This window comes from Pseudomonas sp. NFACC02, assembly GCF_900110765.1.
Lineage (GTDB): Bacteria > Pseudomonadota > Gammaproteobacteria > Pseudomonadales > Pseudomonadaceae > Aquipseudomonas.
In genome coordinates, this window is record NZ_FOEO01000022.1 from 21,399 (window position 1) to 38,791 (window position 17,393).

15 protein-coding genes are annotated in these 17,393 nt (G+C 61.7%); 10 read left to right on the top strand and 5 right to left on the bottom strand.

From position 1 onward, the window contains the following. Positions 1–752 precede the first annotated feature (752 nt). The 6 genes from BMY73_RS17785 (at position 753) to bla (ending at position 7,016) form a co-directional block, all read left to right on the top strand. Positions 753–1,673 carry a LysR family transcriptional regulator gene (locus BMY73_RS17785; protein WP_092408707.1) on the top strand — a complete coding sequence of 307 codons (921 nt, stop codon included), beginning with the start codon at positions 753–755 and terminating at the stop codon, positions 1,671–1,673. After that, positions 1,673–2,575, top strand: coding sequence for a LysR family transcriptional regulator (locus tag BMY73_RS17790; RefSeq protein ID WP_092408709.1), 903 nt, complete (start codon positions 1,673–1,675; stop codon positions 2,573–2,575). Before BMY73_RS17785 ends, BMY73_RS17790 begins: the two co-directional genes overlap by 1 nt. A gap of 177 nt (positions 2,576–2,752) precedes the next feature. Continuing rightward, entirely contained in the window at positions 2,753–3,376 is a 624-nt protein-coding gene (locus BMY73_RS17795) for a glutathione S-transferase family protein (RefSeq protein ID WP_092408711.1), read from the top strand. 164 nt (positions 3,377–3,540) lie between these two features. Further along, the gene (locus tag BMY73_RS17800) at positions 3,541–5,598 is read left to right on the top strand and encodes a 2Fe-2S iron-sulfur cluster-binding protein (RefSeq protein ID WP_092408713.1); all 2,058 of its coding nucleotides are present in this window, start codon (positions 3,541–3,543) and stop codon (positions 5,596–5,598) included. A 44-nt stretch (positions 5,599–5,642) separates the two neighbouring features. After that, a complete protein-coding gene (locus BMY73_RS17805; protein WP_062382382.1) occupies positions 5,643–5,846 on the top strand; it encodes a hypothetical protein in 204 nt (67 codons plus the stop codon). A 282-nt stretch (positions 5,847–6,128) separates the two neighbouring features. Next, positions 6,129–7,016, top strand: coding sequence for a class A beta-lactamase (bla, locus tag BMY73_RS17810; protein WP_092408715.1), 888 nt, complete (start codon positions 6,129–6,131; stop codon positions 7,014–7,016). Between the two features lie 71 nt (positions 7,017–7,087). Here bla and BMY73_RS17815 read toward each other — a convergent pair whose 3' ends face one another. Next, positions 7,088–8,149, bottom strand: coding sequence for an SDR family oxidoreductase (locus BMY73_RS17815; RefSeq protein ID WP_092408717.1), 1,062 nt, complete (start codon positions 8,147–8,149; stop codon positions 7,088–7,090). A 109-nt stretch (positions 8,150–8,258) separates the two neighbouring features. Beyond that, a complete protein-coding gene (locus BMY73_RS17820) occupies positions 8,259–8,741 on the bottom strand; it encodes a DUF2938 domain-containing protein (protein ID WP_092408719.1) in 483 nt (160 codons plus the stop codon). A 251-nt stretch (positions 8,742–8,992) separates the two neighbouring features. On the opposite strand from BMY73_RS17820, the gene BMY73_RS17825 reads away from it, so the two are divergent. Further along, the gene (locus BMY73_RS17825) at positions 8,993–11,101 is read left to right on the top strand and encodes a TonB-dependent siderophore receptor (RefSeq protein ID WP_371914984.1); all 2,109 of its coding nucleotides are present in this window, start codon (positions 8,993–8,995) and stop codon (positions 11,099–11,101) included. 55 nt (positions 11,102–11,156) lie between these two features. Here the strand turns inward: BMY73_RS17825 and greB are convergent, their stop codons facing one another. The 3 genes from greB to BMY73_RS17840 form a co-directional block, all read right to left on the bottom strand. Then, a complete protein-coding gene (greB, locus tag BMY73_RS17830) occupies positions 11,157–11,666 on the bottom strand; it encodes a transcription elongation factor GreB (RefSeq protein ID WP_092408723.1) in 510 nt (169 codons plus the stop codon). A 106-nt stretch (positions 11,667–11,772) separates the two neighbouring features. Beyond that, a complete protein-coding gene (locus BMY73_RS17835; RefSeq protein WP_062382389.1) occupies positions 11,773–14,286 on the bottom strand; it encodes an ABC transporter permease in 2,514 nt (837 codons plus the stop codon). Then, positions 14,286–14,969 (bottom strand): ABC transporter ATP-binding protein, encoded by a 684-nt coding sequence (locus tag BMY73_RS17840; RefSeq protein WP_062382392.1) that lies wholly within the window; start codon positions 14,967–14,969, stop codon positions 14,286–14,288. The genes BMY73_RS17835 and BMY73_RS17840 overlap by 1 nt, the downstream gene beginning before the upstream one ends. Positions 14,970–14,979: 10 nt before the next feature. Between BMY73_RS17840 and BMY73_RS17845 the strand changes: the two genes are divergently transcribed. The 3 genes from BMY73_RS17845 to BMY73_RS17855 all read left to right on the top strand — a co-directional run bounded on the left by BMY73_RS17845 (position 14,980) and on the right by BMY73_RS17855 (position 17,274). Beyond that, positions 14,980–15,585: an arylesterase gene (locus BMY73_RS17845; RefSeq protein ID WP_062382393.1), complete on the top strand. Its 606-nt coding sequence runs from the start codon at positions 14,980–14,982 to the stop codon at positions 15,583–15,585. A 341-nt stretch (positions 15,586–15,926) separates the two neighbouring features. Beyond that, entirely contained in the window at positions 15,927–16,223 is a 297-nt protein-coding gene (locus BMY73_RS17850) for a hypothetical protein (protein WP_062382394.1), read from the top strand. Between the two features lie 82 nt (positions 16,224–16,305). Further along, positions 16,306–17,274 carry a L,D-transpeptidase family protein gene (locus tag BMY73_RS17855; RefSeq protein ID WP_092408725.1) on the top strand — a complete coding sequence of 323 codons (969 nt, stop codon included), beginning with the start codon at positions 16,306–16,308 and terminating at the stop codon, positions 17,272–17,274. The last annotated feature ends 119 nt before the right edge of the window (positions 17,275–17,393 follow it).

The following is a 17,393-nucleotide window of genomic DNA, read 5'->3' on the forward strand; positions in this document are numbered from 1 at the left end:
GGATGCCGCGAGAGCGCCGTCAGGGCATGGATGCCCGCTCGGCGCGGGCCCACGGAGCGTCGTCGGAGTGCGGGTACCCGACGAACGAGGGCCAAACCAGAAGCCGGGCACTTTTGGTTACTTTTGGTGCCTTTTCAAAAGTGACCCGCCGGAGGGGCGGAAAGGTGAATCGGCGCCACCCGAGAAAATGGATCTGCTCACAATCCCAATGCCAAACCCCACGAACCCAACAAACCCACCCACCGCAAACCTCAAAAACTAAAAGCCCTAATGTCGTCTACGTTTAGCCTGCCCCCAAGTCCCGTTCAGTGGTGCCTGAGTTTTCTCGGTAAGAAGATCAGAGGCAGACCGCTGCGTTGCTTTCTGATTCTGCCGGAGGAGCTCGCTTGCCTGCGATCTGCCGGGAACCGGCAGCAAAACCTGTACATGCGGAGTGTCAGGCCTAACCGGGGTCGCCTGATTTTGCTGCCGCTGCGCGCGAGATCGTCCGGATGCGGCCCAGAGACAAGCCACTCTACGCCTTGCGGGCAGAAGCCTCCGGGTAGGTTGCACATGTGATGTGAGGAAGACAGTTGCTACAGCATCGGCGTTGTCTTCATGGCTTCGGTACGACGCGGACCTTGTGGGATATGTCCGTGGATCCGAGGAGGGCCATTGAGGTTCGCCCTGTCAGGGTTGGAGTTGCCCGTTTCTTAGTCCAAAACGCTACTATCGCAACCACCGATCAGAACGCTGTACAGCCGAGCCCATCCATGGACAGATTTCAGGAAATGCAGGTCTTCGTTGCCGTGTGTGAAGAGCGCAGTTTTGCCACGGCCGCCAGGCGTTTGAATATGTCGGCGCCCAGCGTGACCCGAGCCGTGGCCGCGTTGGAGAAACGCATTGGCACCTTGCTGTTGTCGCGGACCACGCGCAGCGTGCATTTGAGCGAGGCGGGGCAGCGTTACCTCACCGATTGCCGCCGTATTCTGAGCGAGCTGGAAGAGGCCGAAGACTCAGCAGGTGGAAGCATTGCCGCGCCGGTCGGCCAACTCACGATCACCGCCTCGATGCTTTTCGGCGAGTTGTTTGTCATGCCGTTGGTGGTGGGCTACCTGCAGCAATACCCCGGCGTGAGTATCAATGCGCTGTTGCTGGACCGGGTGACGCAGATGGTCGAAGAGGGCATCGACGTCGCGGTGCGCATCGGCCATCTCATGGACAGCACCCAGCATGGTGTCAAGGTTGGCGAAGTGCGCCGTGTGCTGTGCGCATCGCCTGCCTACCTGGATGCCCACGGTCGTCCACAGCATCCCGAAGACCTGAAACAGCATCAACTGGTGGTCTCTCACGCCAGCGTGTTGCTCCGACGCTGGGAGTTTATGGAGGCCGGCAAACCGATGCATGTCGATCTCCAGTCGCGTCTGACCGTTTCGGCGAACCAGGCCGCGATCACGGCGGCCACCATGGGATGGGGCGTGACCCGTGTCCTGTCCTATCAGGTCGCCAGTCAGGTGGCCAGCGGTGCGCTGGAACTTGTGCTGGAAGCATTCGAAGAGCCGGCCTTGCCGATCCACGTCTGCTACCAGGCGGAACGCAAGGTGTCGGCGAAAGTGCGCACCTTCGTCGACTATTGCGTCGAGCGCATGATGCAGGACCCGGCGATCAAAGCGGCAGGCAGGAGTCATCGCTGATGGATCGCCACCAGCAGATGACCGTCTTCGACGCTGTCGTCACTGAACAAGGGCTGGCGGCAGCGTCACGCAGACTGGGCGTCTCCGAAGCCACGGTCAGTCGCTCGCTGGCCGCGCTGGAGAAACGCCTGGGCACGCGGCTCCTGACGCGCAGCACGCGGGGCGTGGCCCTGACTGAAACCGGGCGCGTGTTCGCCAGCGATTGCGCGCGACTGCTGCGTGCGACGGACGAAGCCGATGCCTCGGCCAACGGGCTGCATGTCGAGCCTCGTGGCTTGCTGACACTGGTGACGCCCCTGTTGTTCGGCGAGCAATTGCTGCTGCCGATCGTCCTCGATTATCTGAGCGCCTGGCCGGGTATCGAACTGTCGGTGGTTTATCAGGATCGCTTTCCTCATTTGCACGAGGAGGGTGTTGATGTCGCGGTGCTCATCGGCGCATTGCCCGACGCTTACATGGTGGCGCGCAAGGTGGGGACGGTACGGCAGATGGTCTGCGCCAGCCCTGGTTATCTGCAACGGCACGGCGCGCCACTGAAACCCACTGACCTTGCGGCTCATTCGCTGGTGTTCTGCAATGCCGGCAACCGCATGCTTGAGTGGCGCTTCCCGCGAGAGGGCTCGCCGCGCAGCGTGGCCCTGAAGCCGAATCTGCGCTGCACCACCCAGGTGGGCGTAATCGGGGCCGCCATCAACGGCGCCGGACTTGCGTCCTGTCTGGGCTATGAAATTCATGCGCATCTTCAGGCGAGGCGGCTGGAGGTTGTGCTGGAAGGGTTCGAACCTGATCCACTGCCGGTGCACCTCGTATACCGGGAAGGCCGGCGTGCGTCTGCCCGGGTGCGCAGTTTCGTCGACTTCGCGGTTGATCGCCTGCGCCAGCACCCGGTGCTGCAGCACTGATCCTTCCCTGGCGGAACCTGATAATTTCATCTGTTGCAATGCTGGATTGCTTTTTGTGGTGATTCTGCTCCTCGGCGTCGTGGCTCACTATTCATCCATCGGCGCGGTCAAACCCGCTGGCGGCAACGCCGCTCCCGCGCCGACCGTCATTCAACGACAGCCTCAGGAGCCAAACCCATGCACGCCATCAAGCTCTATCATTTCCCGTTGTCCGGCCACGCTCATCGTGCCCAGCTGATGCTGTCGCTGCTGGGCCTCGACCCTCAGATCGAGTTTGTCGATCTGGCCAAGGGTGCGCACAAGACGCCGGAATTCCTGGCGATCAATGCTTTCGGCCAAGTGCCCGTCATTGACGATAACGGCACCATCATCGCTGACTCCACCGCGATCCTGGTGTATCTCGCGAAAAAATATGACCCATCGGGAAAATGGCTTCCTGCTGATGCGGCCGGTGCGGCAGAAGTGCAGCGCTGGCTGGCGGTCGCGGCCGGACAGATCAACAACGGCCCGGCGCGAGCACGCCTGATCACCGTATTCGGTGCAGGTTTCGACCCCAAGGACACCATTGACCGTGCGCACGCGGTGCTGCAAGTGATCGAGACGCACCTGAACGGCCGCGATTACCTGGCAGCGAGTCACCCCACCATCGCCGATGTCGCTGGTTACAGCTACATCGCCCATGCGCCGGAAGGCAACGTTTCGCTGCAGGAATACCCGAACGTTCGTGCCTGGCTGGCGCGTATCGAGGGGCTCGAAGGCTTTGTGCCGATGCCCCGGACCAAAGCCGGTCTGGTGGTCTGACTCGACCGGAAACCCCCGACATGCCGAGAAACGGCTGACGGCGTTCGATGCTGATTTTGACCCGAACTCGTAGGGCCTATGGTGGCTGGCAATCCGTACGCTGACACCAGGCCCCTGCGTTCGACGGGCAGATGCGAGACCCTCTGACCCTGGGAGTCTGTGTGATGAACGATGCCCCTTTTGAAAGACCTTCACCCTGGCACGCCGGTGAGCTGGAAATGCAGGTTCACGTCGGCGTTGCCGAGCGCATGGGCGTGATGGGCAAGAAAGTCATTCGTGATTACATGCCCGATCAGCATCGTGAGTTCTACGAGCATCTGCCCTACATGTTCATCGGCGCGGTGGACGAGGAAGGCTGGCCGTGGGCCAGCCTGATGGACGCGCAGGCCGGCTTTATCGAGTCGCCCGATTCGCGGCATCTGCAGTTCTCTCGCTTGCCCGACCTTGACGACCCCATGGGCGCGCTATTCGTACCGGGTGCGGCGGTGGGCATGCTGGGCATCGACCTGCACACCCGTCGGCGTAATCGTATCAACGGGCATATTCAAACGGTGAGCGATCAGGGTTTCTCGGTGCAGGTGGAACACTCGTTCGGCAACTGCCCGCAATACATCCAGTTGCGAGAGCTCAAACAGATCGCGCTGCCTGACGTGAAGACGCCGGTGCCGATCGAACGCATGAGCACGCTGGACGACGCGGCAGTGGCGATGATCCGTGCTGCCGACACCTTTTTTGTCGCCAGTTACGCGGACCTGCCGGGTGATCCGCCACATCGCTCGGTGGACGTTTCCCACCGTGGTGGGCAGGCGGGCTTCGTCAGGGTCGAGGGCGACGTGCTGACGATTCCTGACTTCGCCGGCAACCTGCATTTCAATACGCTGGGCAACTTTCTGGTCAACCCGAAAGCCGGTCTGGTGTTCATCGATTTCACCCGCGGCGATCTGCTGCAACTGGTGGGCCGTACCACGGTGATTCTGGACGGGCCGGAAATCGCTGCCTTTCAGGGTGCCGAGCGCCTCTGGCAAGTCAAGGTCGAGGCCGTGGTCCGACGTCCCCAGGCATTGCGTTCGCGCTGGGAATTCCAGGGTTTTTCGCCCAACAGCCTGATGACCGGCGATTGGGAACAGGCCGCGGCGCGTCTTGAGGCCGATGCATTGCGCGACCAATGGCGCCCGCTGCGCGTGACACGCATCGCCGACGAAAGCGCAGGCATCCGCTCGTTCTATTTCGAACCGGCCGATGGCGCCGGTTTGCCCGCTTTCAAGGCCGGCCAGCACCTGCCGTTACGACTGACCCTGGAGGGGCACGCCAAACCGGTGATTCGCACCTACAGCCTGTCGAGCGCGCCGTCCGACGACTTCTTTCGCATCAGCGTCAAACGTGATGGCCTGGTGTCGGCACACTTGCACGACGCCTACAAGGTCGGCGACCTGATCGAGGCGCGAGCGCCGCAGGGCAGCTTCGTGGTGGACACTCAGGAGCGCCGGCCGCTGGTACTTTTGGGCGCCGGCATCGGCGTGACACCCATGCTGTCGATGCTGCGCGAGGTGATCTATGAAGGCAAACGCGTCCGGCGCATGCGACCCACCTGGTTCATCCAGAGTGCACGTCGTCTGGTGGATCTGGCTTTTCGCGAAGAACTGGACACACTGGTTGCCAGCGCCGGAGAACAACTGACGGCTGTCCGGCTGCTGAGCCAGCCTGAGCGCGAAGCTCGTTTAAGCAAAGACTTTCATCTTGCAGGTCGTATTGACCTGAATCTGCTCAAGGCGCTGTTGCCGTTCGACGACTTCGATTTTTATGTCTGCGGACCGGCAAGCTTCACCCAAGGGCTGTATGACGAACTCAGGGCAATGCACGTTCGCGATGAGCGAATCCATGCGGAAACCTTCGGTCCGTCGACCCTGCAGCGCACCCGTGACCAACAGACGGCCGGGATTCAACAGCCGCCTGCCGCCACGGCCTCGGTACCGGTGCTCTTTGAACGGTCTGCCAAGGAAGCGCGTTGGCAGCCCGACGGCGGGACATTGCTGGAACTGGCCGAGAGCCGGGGGCTTGAACCTGAATACAGCTGCCGCGGCGGTTCCTGCGGCACCTGCAAGACCCGGCTCGTCAGTGGCCAGGTGCATTACCCGGTCCCACCCGCCGAGATGCCGGCGGCCGACCACGTGCTGATCTGCTGCGCAGTCCCGGCCTCAGGGCCGCTGGTGCTTGATCTGTAAACCTCCATTGCGTGTGCAGGACATGTTTGACGGGAGTGACTGCGATGAGTGAATGGCCAGCGTTCGAGAAAGAAGACGATCCCAACCTGATGCACGCCACCGAGCAGGAAGTGTCGTGGCTGTTACCACAATCCCTGGCGTCGCTGGCCGGGGAGCTGGCTTCCAGCCATGAGGAACATGACTCGCCGACGACCGCGCGCGTGATTTCCTGGGTGCGGTCGTTTTCGGCATTCAGTCGCCACCGCTGATGACTGGGCGAGCCCTCAACGGTCCTGGTTGGCAATGGGCAGGGTGAGTTCAGACTCACACCGTGATGCTCGTGCGAGCACAGATGAGGGTTGAAATGATCCGCTGTCTGACGGGATGATGTGCGTCGGTTCGCGCTAGGCACGCCGTACACAGGCGTCGCACCTCACTCAAGGGGTAATGGCCTGAATGCGTTGATCGTTGTGACTGGCCGGTGGCCCAGGCATAGGCCGGCCGTTCACGGCGATCAGGTTGTCCATCCATCCAGCTAGACAGGGAAGTGTATGTCCATCACCCGCAGGGAACTCATTGCCGCCTCATTGGTGGCGATCCCTTCGCTTTATTGTTTTAACGTGCTGGCTGCCGATTCAGGCCCGGCTTCCTCGTCATCGATTGAGCAAACACTGGCCGAGCTGGAGCGTCGCCACGGCGGACGTCTGGGCGTGGCCATTCTCGACACGGGGCACCAGCGTTTGATTGCCCATCGCGGCGATGAGCGTTTTGCGATGTGCAGCACCTTCAAGGCGCTCACCGCTGCGTATGTACTGGCGCGGGTCGACCGTAAGGAAGAGGACCTTTCCCGGGTGATCGTCTACGGCAAGGAACAGTTGGTGCCGTATTCGCCCCTCACTGAAAAACACACGGGCGAGGGCGGGTTGAGTGTGGGGTCGATCTGTGAGGCGGCGGTGACGTTGAGCGACAACACGGCGGCCAACCTGCTCCTCGACAGTTTCGGCGGCCCGCCCGCGTTGACCGCGTGGTTGCGGTCCACAGGCGATCAGGTCACCCGGCTTGATCGTCGCGAACCCGATCTGAACGAAAACCATGCCGGAGATCCGCAAGACACGACAACGCCGATTGCCATGCTGCAGAGCCTGCGTACCCTGATCCTGGGGGACGTCCTGTCCGGCGCTTCGCGGGACCAGCTGATCGCCTGGCTGGTGAGCAACACCACGGGCGACCAGAAACTCCGCGCGGGGCTACCCAAGGGATGGAGGGTAGGAGACAAGACGGGCTCAGGTTCGAATAACGCGAGTAACGACGTTGCGGTGATCTGGCCACCGAATCGTGCGCCGTTGATCGTCACGGTGTATTACACCGGCGCCAAGGCCACCGGCGATCAGATCAACGCGCTGATGGCCGATGTAGGGCGTCTGGTCGCGCAAGTGTGATCATCGTGACGATCATGAGCGTTCCCACGCTCTGCGTGGGAACGCGCTGACTCACGCGGTGGTAGGCGACGTTACGGAATCAACCGCTGCGCCCGCAGTTCATCGAACACGTCGAAAAACGCCTGATCGCTCGCCTGAAACGCGGTGAAGCCCAGTGCGCGGCTTTTCGACATGTCGGTGACCACCTCAATGGGACGCCCCAGATCCGCGTCAGTGTGCCAGGGGGAGATCAGGCGGTTGATGTCGGCCTCTTTCAGGCCGTGCTCACGCACGATATCGGCCCACGCCGCCTGATCGTCAGCCATTTGGGTCTCCAGCGGCGTAACGCCTGGCGGGTAGGCCGCAGGGTGCAGGCCGAAGTAGTCGGCGATCCGGCCCCACATCCATTTCCAGCGAAACACATCGCCGTTGGTGACGTTGAACGCCTGGTTCGCTGCCGCCGGCGTGGTGGCGGCCCACAATTGCTGTTTGGCCAACTGCCGCGCGTCGGTCATGTCGGTGAGGCTGTCCCACTGCACGGGTGAGCCGGGGAACACGAAAGGCCTGCCGGTGACTTTGCAGATCGAGGCATACACCGCCAGCGTGGTTGCCATGTTCATGGCATTGCCCACCGCAACGCCGGTCACCGTGTGCGGACGGTGCACGCTCCAGGTAAAACCGTCGCGCTCGGCGGCGGCGAACACTTCGTCTTCCTGGGCATAGTAGAAGTTCTCGATGTCCAGACGGCCCTGTTCTTCGCGAAACGGCGTCTGTGGCAGCGACCCTTTGCCATAAGCCTCAAAGGGGCCGAGGTAATGTTTCAGGCCGGTCACCAGGGCCACGTGCCTGACGCTCTTGCCCGGGCTCAGGGCATCCAGCACATGGCGCACCATGGCCGCGTTGACCTTGATGTTTTCCGCCTCGGTGGCCTGACGCGACCACGTGGTGATGAACACGTGGGTCGGCTTGATGCCCTCGAGCGCTTGCTTGACCGAAGCCGGGTCCTGCAGGTCGGCGGCGACGGGAATCACGCCCTCCGCCTGCGCAGGGTGACGGGACAGCGCAGCGACCTGCCAGCCGTTCGCAAGCAACAGTTGAGTGGTTGCGCTGCCGACGATGCCGCTGGCGCCGACGACCAATGCAGTCTGAGTCATGGGGGTGCTCCCTGGAAAAAAATAGTCAGCCATCTCGGCCCTGAAGACTCAGAGCCGGGAGGGGAGCAGAGGTTCATCCCGATACGGCGGCTTTTCAGTCAGCAGTCGATCAGCCTACCAACAGCGCCGTCCAGTACATGCCTGTCGCGAAAACCACATGCCCGATGACATTCTGCAAACGCGCCAGATTCGGGTTGGGCGCCTTGTTGCACGCAACACCAACGCCCATGCCCGGTTGCAGGAGGAACCAGCCCGCGCCAACGGTAACCAGCCCGACGAGCAGCGCTGGAAAGAATGTCGGGGCGTGCGCCCACTGCACGCCCCAGATCATCAGCAACACGGCCGCGAAAATGATGCCGACCCCGTAATGCATCGCCCAGCCGATCTTCAGTTCATTCGGGACTTCGGGTGAGTTGCCGATGCCGTTGTGGTGTACGAACCGGCCGTTGCGCATCCCGGCGAACCAGCGTCCCACCAGATGCCAGGGCGGGGTGGGTAAACCGAATATTCTTTTGAGCAGTTGAGCCCAGAGGTCCAGCAAGGCGGTGCCGCCAATGCCGATGAAAACCGCGAGGAAGATGAATTCGAACATGTCTGTCCCTGGTGTCGTGGGTTATCAATGCGTTTGTTGTGGCGCCACACGTTAGCAGTTTTCTGAGGAAGGTCATCCTCGGGCAATTCCGTTGCTGAGCCGGCGACCCATTCATAAGCATCGCGCGGCGGAGGCTCGACATTCGTTTGAATTGGCGTGTGAAAAAAGCGTGAAAAGCGCTTTGGATACATATAGTAATCATTCTCACTATGATTCAGAATCCGGTTTTTTATGGATCAGGAATCGAGACCTTGAATCGTTGTGTTTCCGTCACGTTGCTCTTCGCCAGCGCCGTCAGCAGCCTATCCTCCGTGCAGGCTGCCGGTGAAATGACATTGCCCGCCACGCAAATCGAGGACATTGCCGCTCAGGATGACGCGCAAAGCGTGGGGTATGTGGGAAAGCCATCTTCCAGCACCACGAAGCTCGGGCTGACCAACAAAGAAACACCCCAGGCGATCACCACCATCACGCGTGACCAGATCAACGATTACAAAATGAACAGCGTGAAAGATGCCTTGCGTTTTGCACCGTCGCTGACCGTCGAGCAAAGCGAAACCGACCGAACGGAGTTCACTTCGCGCGGTTTTGAAATCAACAGCTTCGAATTTGACGGAATGAACATGCCGTTCACCCAGACCATCCTCAACGGTGATCTGGACATGGCCGAATACGAGCAGATCGACGTGCTGCATGGTGCGAACGGTTTGATGAGCGGGACGGGCAACCCGTCTGCCACGGTCAACTTCGTGCGCAAGCGACCGACGAGCGACTTTCAGGCGCAGATCGACACCAGCGTGGGTTCATGGGACACCCGTCGCGTCGATGTCGACGTCTCCGGGCCACTGACAGACGCCGGAAATGTTCGTGGACGTTTCATCTACGCGCATGAAAAAGGCAATTCGTGGATGGACCGCTACAGCCACGAGAAGAACGTCGCGGCAGGCATGTTGGCATTCGACCTGTCCGACGCCGACACACTGACCGTCGGTTTCTCTCAGCACAACAGCGACTCGAATGGCAGCAGCTGGGGCAACCTGCCTTTGGTCGACAGCAATAACAACCCTATCCATTACTCAAGTCGGAGCGCCAACGTCGGCCAACCGTGGTCCTACTGGAACATCCATACGCAGCGCGTCTTCGCCGAGCTGAAGCATGACTTCGGCAATGGCTGGAACGCCACGCTTACCGGCACCGGCGTTACCGAATATCAGAACAGCAGCATGCTGTATGTCGCCAGTGTCATTGACGACGATGCAACGGCGTTCTCCGCGCAAACCTCCGGTCGCTCACACCAGTTGATCGGCGAAGCGAAAGTTTCCGGCCCGTTCAGCCTGTTCGGTCGTGACCATGAGCTGACCTTCGGCGCCAGCTATGGCCGCACGCACCAGAGGGCGCGCGAGTACGACGCGGCGGAAAAGGGGTATTACAACACCTCGTTCGCCAGCATTCTGGCCGGCACCGAGGCGCCACCTCAATTCCTCTACACCAGCGATATCAACACCCAGAACATCATTGACCGGCAGAAAAGCCTGTTCGCTGGCGCGCGCTTCAGTCTGGCGGATGACCTGCACTGGATTGCCGGTGCGCGCATGCTCAGCACTGACGGTACGGGCGAGAGTTATGGCGTCGATCACGCGCAGCGCGAGCACGGCAAGGTCACGCCGTACACCGGGCTGGTGTATGACCTGAACAATGAGTGGAGCCTGTATACCAGCTGGACGCAAATCTATAACCCGCAATACGGCTATGCCGGTATTGATGGAAAACCGGTCGACCCACTCGAAGGCAAGAGCCTGGAGGCGGGCATCAAGGGCAGCGTGCTGGATGAGCGCCTGAACCTGACGGCGGCGGTGTTCAAGACCGAGCAGAGCAACGTTGTCGCGCTGGATCAATCCGTTCAGGTCGGTTCTCAGTACCGTTACCCTTCCGGCGATTACAAGAGCCATGGCATTGAGCTCGAAGCGTCGGGCGAAGCGCTGCCAGGGCTGGATCTGCTGGCGGGTTACACCTACGTGCATGTCGAAAATGAAGACGGCGATAAATCACGCCGGTATGTTCCGACGCACAGCTTGCGTGGCATGGCGACCTACCGGTTGCCAGGCTTGCCACAGGCTCGAATCGGCACGCGCGTGAGCTGGCAGAGCGGTATTCAGAACGACAACATCAGCGTGATTCGCCAGAACGCCTACGCGCTGGTCGACCTGCTGGCCAGCTACGACATCGACAGCAACTGGAGCGCGGCGCTGAACGTGAACAACGTCACCGACCGCAAGTACCTGACGTCGTTGTACAGCGGCACCGCCAGCAACTACGGGGCGCCACGCAATGTGACCGCTTCGCTGACCTGGAGGTACTGATACGTTGCCGGTCGCGTGAGCCTCTTTGAAGAGGTTCACGCCGATGCGCTGGGTGCTATTCACCCGGCTCGGGCAATGGCTCCGCGTCTGGCGGGTTTTTGTAGGAAATGTGGCTGATGTACCAGGTGGCTTCTCCGGTCGGCGTCTGCACCACCACCTCGTCGCCTTGCTCTTTTTTGAGCAGCGCACGGGCCATGGGGGAGTCGATGGAGATGTAGTCCATGCGGCCGTAGATTTCGTCGTAGCCCACGATGCGAAAGCGTTTGCTGTCGCCGTCATCGTTTTCGATTTCGACCCACGCGCCGAAGAACACCCGACCTTCCTGCTCGGGGGCATAGTCCACCACGCGCATGTCCTCCAGGCGCTTGCGCAGGTAGCGCACGCGGCGGTCGATTTCACGCAGCAGCTTCTTGTTGTATTGATAGTCGGCGTTCTCGCTGCGATCACCCAGGGACGCCGCCCAGGCGACTTTCTGGGTGATTTCCGGGCGGTAGACGCGCCACAGGTGGTCGAGTTCTTGCTTGAGGGCGGTGTGGCCCTGGCGGGTACTGATATTGGTGCTCAAAGCATTTCTCGATGGTCGCTGTTCGAGGGGCGGCCGTCAGGGATGAGCGGCCAAGCGCGATGCCGACATCTTTGCCGCCGACACCCCGCCGGTCAACCCTTGTTGCTCAGCCTTCGCGCAGTACGGTCAGCGGACTGGCGTTCAGTGCCCGCCGTGTGCCAAACACGCCTGCGCCGCCCACCAGCGCAGCGCCGATCAACGGCAGCACCAGCAACCAGGCATGCGGATGCCATTCCAGATTGAACGCGTAGCGGTAGAGCGCAAAACTGACCAGCTCGCAGCCCAGTGCCGCCAGGACGCCACTGACCGCGCCCAACAGGCCGAATTCGATGCGACGTGCCTTGATCAGCAGTGCCCGGTTAGCGCCCAGGGCCCTGAGCAGCGCACCCTGACGAATGCGCTCGTCAAGCGTGGCCTGCAAGCCGGAGAACAGCACCGCCAAGCCTGCGGCCAGCACGAACAACAGCACGTACTGCACCGCCAGCGTGACCTGGTCCAGGATGCTGCGCAGTTGTTCCAGCAAGGCTTCCACCTGCAGGATGGTCACGGCGGGAAACGCACGGGACAGCTCGACGATCTTTTGGTCGTTGCCGGGCGCCAGATAGAAGCTGGTCAGGTAGGTGGTCGGGACATCCTTGAGCGTGCCGGGCTGGAAGATCATGAAAAAGTTGGGCTGGAACGTGTCCCAGTTGATGTCCCGCAGGCTGGTGACTTTCACCTCATGGTTCGCGCCGCCAATCACAAAACTCAATGTGTCGCCGAGCTTCATGTTCAGGCTCCTGGCCAGCTTGGTTTCAACCGAGACACCCGGGATCTCATCGGCGGCGGGCGGCTGATCGCTGGTCCACCATTGGCCTTCCGTGATGCTGTTGCCTTCGGGGAGGTTGGCGGACCAGGTCAGGTTGAGATCGCGCTGAGTGGCGTTTTCGCCGCGTGAATCCTTCGTCACGAACTTGCTCACCGGCTCGCCGTTGATGCTCATCAACCGCCCTGGAATCATGGGGTACAGCGGCGCGCTGTGGGTCGACAGTTGACTCATGCGTTCGGCGAAGTGATCACGTTCCGTGGGCAGGATGTTCAGCGCGAAATAGTTGGGGGCATCCTTGGGCAACTGGTTCTGCCAGGTGTCGAGCAGTTCGCCGCGCAGCAGCGCGATCAGTCCCATCGACAGCAGAATCAGGCCAAATGCCAACGATTGCCCGGCGGCCGCCATCGGATGACGCAGCAGTTGCCCCAGGCCTAAACGCCACGGCAAGGAGGCACCGGCCAGCAGGCGCCGTAGACTTTGCAGCGCCAGCAGCAGGACACCGCCCAGCACCACGGCGGCGATCAGGCCACCGCCGAGCAGGGCGAAAGTCAGTACCAGATCCAGGCTCAAGCGCCACATGATGAGGCCCAGCGCCAGCAGTGCAGCGCCGTAGACCAGCCAGCTGCTGGCCGGAATGGGGAGCATGTCGCGACGCAGCACGCGCAGCGGCGGAACCCGGCCCAGTGCGGCCAAAGGCGGCAAGGCAAACCCGGCCAGTGCGACCAGGCCTGTACCGATACCCGCGAGTGCGGGCAACCATCCTCCCGGCGGAACAGCGGCGGGCAGCAGGTTCTCCAGCAGATAAAACAGCCCCAATTGGGCGAACCAGCCGAGCAGGGCGCCTGCAACGCTGGCCACGATGCCAAGCATCGCCAGTTGCAGACTGAAAAGCACCAGCGCTTCGTTGCGCGACAGGCCCAGGCAGCGCAGCAGTGCACTGGCATCGAACCGTCGCACGGCAAAGCGGGCAGCCGACAGCGCGACTGCAACACCGGCCAACAGCACGGCCACGAGACTGGCCATGTTCAGATAGCGCTCGGCTTTGCCCAGCGCCCCGCCAATCTGTTGGTTGCCATCGCGGGCGTCGTCGATCTTCTGATTCGCCGCCAGAGCAGGCTCGATGGCTTTACGATACGCCGCGAGGTTTTCCGGCGTGCCGCGCCACAGGTCGCGAAAACTGACGCGGCTTCCCGGTTGCACGACCTTGGTGGCCGCCAGATCCGCCATGTTTATCATGACCCGTGGCGTCAGGCTGTAAAAATTGCCCGCGCGGTCAGGCTCATAGGTCAGGACGCGAGTCAGCCTGAGCGTGGTCGAACCGACATCGATGCTGTCTCCCACCTTGAGATTGAGCGCAGCCAGCACACGCGCTTCCGCCCAGGCCTCACCGGGTTGTGGCTCGCCTCCGGCAACTTCCGGTTGGTAGGGCGCATCGGCGCTTTTCAGTTCGCCTCGCAACGGATAAGCCGCGTCCACCGCTTTGACGCTCGCCAGTTGAATGCCGTTGTCGGTCGCCACCACGCTGGAAAAGATCACGATGTGCGAATGATCGAGTTTAAGCGCGATTCCCGCTTCGATCTGCTCAGGGCTGGCCGGGGTCGAGCCGCTGAGAATCAGGTCCGCGCCGAGAAACTCGGTGGCGCGCAGCAGCATCGCGCTGTTCAGTCGAGCGCCGAAATAACCGATGGCGGTACTGGCCGCCACGGCGACCACGAGGGCGAAAAACAACACGCGCAGCTCTCCCGCGCGGGCATCGCGCAGCAACTGGCGGGCAGCGAGGCTGAGCAGACGGGCAAACGGCAGACGTGCCATCAAGGCTCCATAGGGGTGACGAGACGGCCACCTTCAAGTCGGATCAGGCGCCGGCATCGATGGGCCAGACGTTCATCGTGGGTCACCAGCACCAGTGTGGTGTTGCGCTCCTGGTTCAGTTCGAACAGCAGGTTGCTGATGCGCTCGCCGGTGTGGCTGTCGAGGTTGCCGGTGGGTTCGTCGGCAAACAGCACATCAGGGTCGGCCGCGAAGGCGCGGGCGATAGCCACCCGCTGCTGCTCGCCGCCAGACAACTGTCGAGGCGTGTGGGTCAGTCGCTGGCCCAGACCGACTCGTTCCAGCAGATGGCGTGCCCGTTCGCGGGCGTCCTTGCGGCCCTCGAGCTCCATGGGCAACATGACGTTTTCCAGCGCATTGAGGCTGTCTAGCAACTGGAAAGACTGGAACACGAAGCCGACGTGCTCGGCGCGTACCCTGGCCCGTTGATCTTCATCCAGCTCACTGAGGTTGCGCCCTGAAAGCGTCACCGCGCCCGCGCTGGGCAAATCCAGACCGGCCAGCAGGCCCAGCAGCGTAGATTTCCCGGAACCCGAGGCGCCAACGATGGCCAGCGTGTCGCCCTTGTTTAGTTCCAGGGAGAGTTCGTGCAGGATGGTCAAGTCACCTTCGGTGCTTGGGACCACTTTGCTAAGGTGCCGAGCACTGAGAATACTTTCGCTCATGGAGAATCCGATGCGTGCGTGGTTTTTAAGTGCTGGCCTGGGGTTGCTGCTGTTGTCTCAAGGGGCGATGGCAGGCACGGTGCTGATCGTTGGCGATAGTATCAGCGCGGCTTTCGGCCTGGATACCCGTCTGGGCTGGGTCGCTTTGCTGGAACAGCGCCTGGCGGAGCAGGGTTACAAGGATAAAGTGGTCAACGCGTCGATCAGCGGCGACACCAGTGCAGGCGGACAGGCGCGGCTTCCGGCGCTGCTTGCAGAGCACAAGCCGGATCTCGTGATTCTGGAACTGGGCGGTAACGATGGACTGCGTGGCCAGCCTCCGGCGCAATTGCAACAAAATCTTGCGTCGATGATCGACACCTCACGTGCCGCCGGGGCCAAGGTGTTGCTGCTGGGCATGCAGATTCCACCGAACTATGGCGCGCGTTATACCCAGGCCTTCAAAGAGGTGTACAGCAACCTTGCGGCCGAGAAGAAGGTCGCGCTGGTGCCGTTCATGCTCGAAGGGGTGGGTGGCGTTCCCGAATACACCCAGGCGGACGGCCTGCACCCGGCCGCGAATGCGCAGGGTCGGTTGCTGGAGAATGTCTGGCCGGAGTTGAAGGCGTTGCTTTAGGAAGGTTGGCTCGGGATGGTGACTCTGATGCCCTTCGGGCCTATTCGCCAGCAAGCCGGCTCCCACATTTTTTGCAACGTGCCGCAGCCTGAAGACTCGCCTAGTCCGCCTTGGGGGATCTAAGCCAATCTCAAGCGAACTCATAAGGCTGACAACTCGATCCCTCAGGCTGCGGCACGTTTAAGCAAATGTAGGAGCCGGCTTGCTGGCGAAAGGGCCCGAAGGGCATCAAAGTCACAATCTCAAGCCATCCCATCCAAAGCTTCAGAGCCAATCTCAAGCCAACCCTTTTCCAAAACAAGGCTTTCGGCTAATGTGGCGCCCCCTTACTGGAGCCCCCGATGCCGCGCCGTCCCGCCTGGTCCCTTTTTGCCTATCAACTGATCGAGCCCGATGAGCAGCTCGACTTGTTCGCGTGCCAGGAAGTTCGAGTGCATCTGGCCGCCCGGCAACTGGAGTTGGCCGGTTCCGCTGACCGTACTTTGTGTGGCAGCCTGCTGCCCGCGCAGCCACGCTGGTCCAGCGTCGAGCAGACAATTTACCAGGATGAGCGTCTGTGCCCGTTGTGCCGGGCGATCATCGATGCACAGCGGCGCGGATGGAATCCCATCTGGCCCGAGCTGGACACGGGCGAGTAAGCCGTCGCGCCTACTCCCGAAGCCCCTTGGGTGCGTGTACAATCGCGCTCATCAAGCCTCCCGTTTACCCAAGGATTCCCGGATGTTGTCGCGCATTCCAGCTTTCGCCCGCTGTCTGTCGCTTGCTGCACTGTGTGCGGCTGGCCCTGTCTCCGCTCTGGAGTTCCCGTTGCCGCCGCCCGGCGAAGACATCATCGGGGCGGTCCAGACCGTCACCGCCAAGTACGAAGACACGTTTGCCGACCTCGGCACCAAATACGATCTGGGCTACCTGGAAATGATTGCCGCCAACCCCGGCGTCGACGCCTGGCTGCCGGGCGCCGGGACTCAGATCGTTCTGCCGACCCGCTTCATCCTGCCGCCGGGTCCGCGTGAAGGGATCGTCATCAACCTTGCCGAATACCGGTTGTACTACTACCCGAAAGGCCAGAACGTGGTGTACACCTTCCCGCTGGGTATTGGCCGTGAAGGCTGGGGCTCGCCGGTGTCCACCACCAAGGTGACCGCCAAGACACCCAATCCGACCTGGACGCCGCCCGCTTCGGTCAAAGCCGAGCACGCCGCCGAAGGTGACATTCTGCCCAACGTGGTGCCCGCAGGGCCGGACAACCCGCTGGGGCCTTTCAAGTTCGGTCTGGGCTTGCCGGGTTACCTGATCCACGGTTCGAACAAGAAGTTCGGGATCGGCATGCGCACCAGCCACGGCTGCTTCCGCATGTACAACAACAACGTGCTGGAAATGGCCAGCATGGTGCCGGTCGGCACGACCGTGCGCATCATCAACGAGCCCTACAAGTTCGGCATCAGTGGCGGCAAGGTGTACCTCGAAGCCCACACGCCGCTGGATGAAAGTGGCAACCCGTCGGTGGTGGATAAGCATACGGCCGTCATCAACGCGCTGCTCAAGCGTGATGACCTGGCCAACAACCTGAGAATCAATTGGGATGAAGTGCGTGATGTGGTCGCTGCCGAGGACGGCATGCCGGTCGAGATTGCGGTGCCCGGGACAGCCGCTCCGGCCGTGAACAATACGCCGGTGACGCTGCAGTAACGGCGACGGTCTGACCTGACGCTGATGCCCGTTCACCACGCTCTGCAATGCAGGGCAGGGTGAACGGGTTTTTTATTGCCTGATGGCCGCGCCGTGATCGGCGTTTCCGAAAAGCGTCC

Excerpts from the sequence above, each read along its gene's own strand:
- BMY73_RS17785 (WP_092408707.1), top strand. The coding sequence starts at position 753 with ATGGACAGATTTCAGGAAATGCAGGTCTTCGTTGCCGTGTGTGAAGAG.
- BMY73_RS17790 (WP_092408709.1), top strand. The coding sequence starts at position 1,673 with ATGGATCGCCACCAGCAGATGACCGTCTTCGACGCTGTCGTCACTGAA.
- BMY73_RS17795 (WP_092408711.1), top strand. The coding sequence starts at position 2,753 with ATGCACGCCATCAAGCTCTATCATTTCCCGTTGTCCGGCCACGCTCAT.
- BMY73_RS17800 (WP_092408713.1), top strand. The coding sequence starts at position 3,541 with ATGAACGATGCCCCTTTTGAAAGACCTTCACCCTGGCACGCCGGTGAG.
- BMY73_RS17805 (WP_062382382.1), top strand. The coding sequence starts at position 5,643 with ATGAGTGAATGGCCAGCGTTCGAGAAAGAAGACGATCCCAACCTGATG.
- bla (WP_092408715.1), top strand. The coding sequence starts at position 6,129 with ATGTCCATCACCCGCAGGGAACTCATTGCCGCCTCATTGGTGGCGATC.
- BMY73_RS17815 (WP_092408717.1), bottom strand. The coding sequence starts at position 8,149 with ATGACTCAGACTGCATTGGTCGTCGGCGCCAGCGGCATCGTCGGCAGC.
- BMY73_RS17820 (WP_092408719.1), bottom strand. The coding sequence starts at position 8,741 with ATGTTCGAATTCATCTTCCTCGCGGTTTTCATCGGCATTGGCGGCACC.
- BMY73_RS17835 (WP_062382389.1), bottom strand. The coding sequence starts at position 14,286 with ATGGCACGTCTGCCGTTTGCCCGTCTGCTCAGCCTCGCTGCCCGCCAG.
- BMY73_RS17840 (WP_062382392.1), bottom strand. The coding sequence starts at position 14,969 with ATGAGCGAAAGTATTCTCAGTGCTCGGCACCTTAGCAAAGTGGTCCCA.
- BMY73_RS17845 (WP_062382393.1), top strand. The coding sequence starts at position 14,980 with ATGCGTGCGTGGTTTTTAAGTGCTGGCCTGGGGTTGCTGCTGTTGTCT.
- BMY73_RS17850 (WP_062382394.1), top strand. The coding sequence starts at position 15,927 with ATGCCGCGCCGTCCCGCCTGGTCCCTTTTTGCCTATCAACTGATCGAG.
- BMY73_RS17855 (WP_092408725.1), top strand. The coding sequence starts at position 16,306 with ATGTTGTCGCGCATTCCAGCTTTCGCCCGCTGTCTGTCGCTTGCTGCA.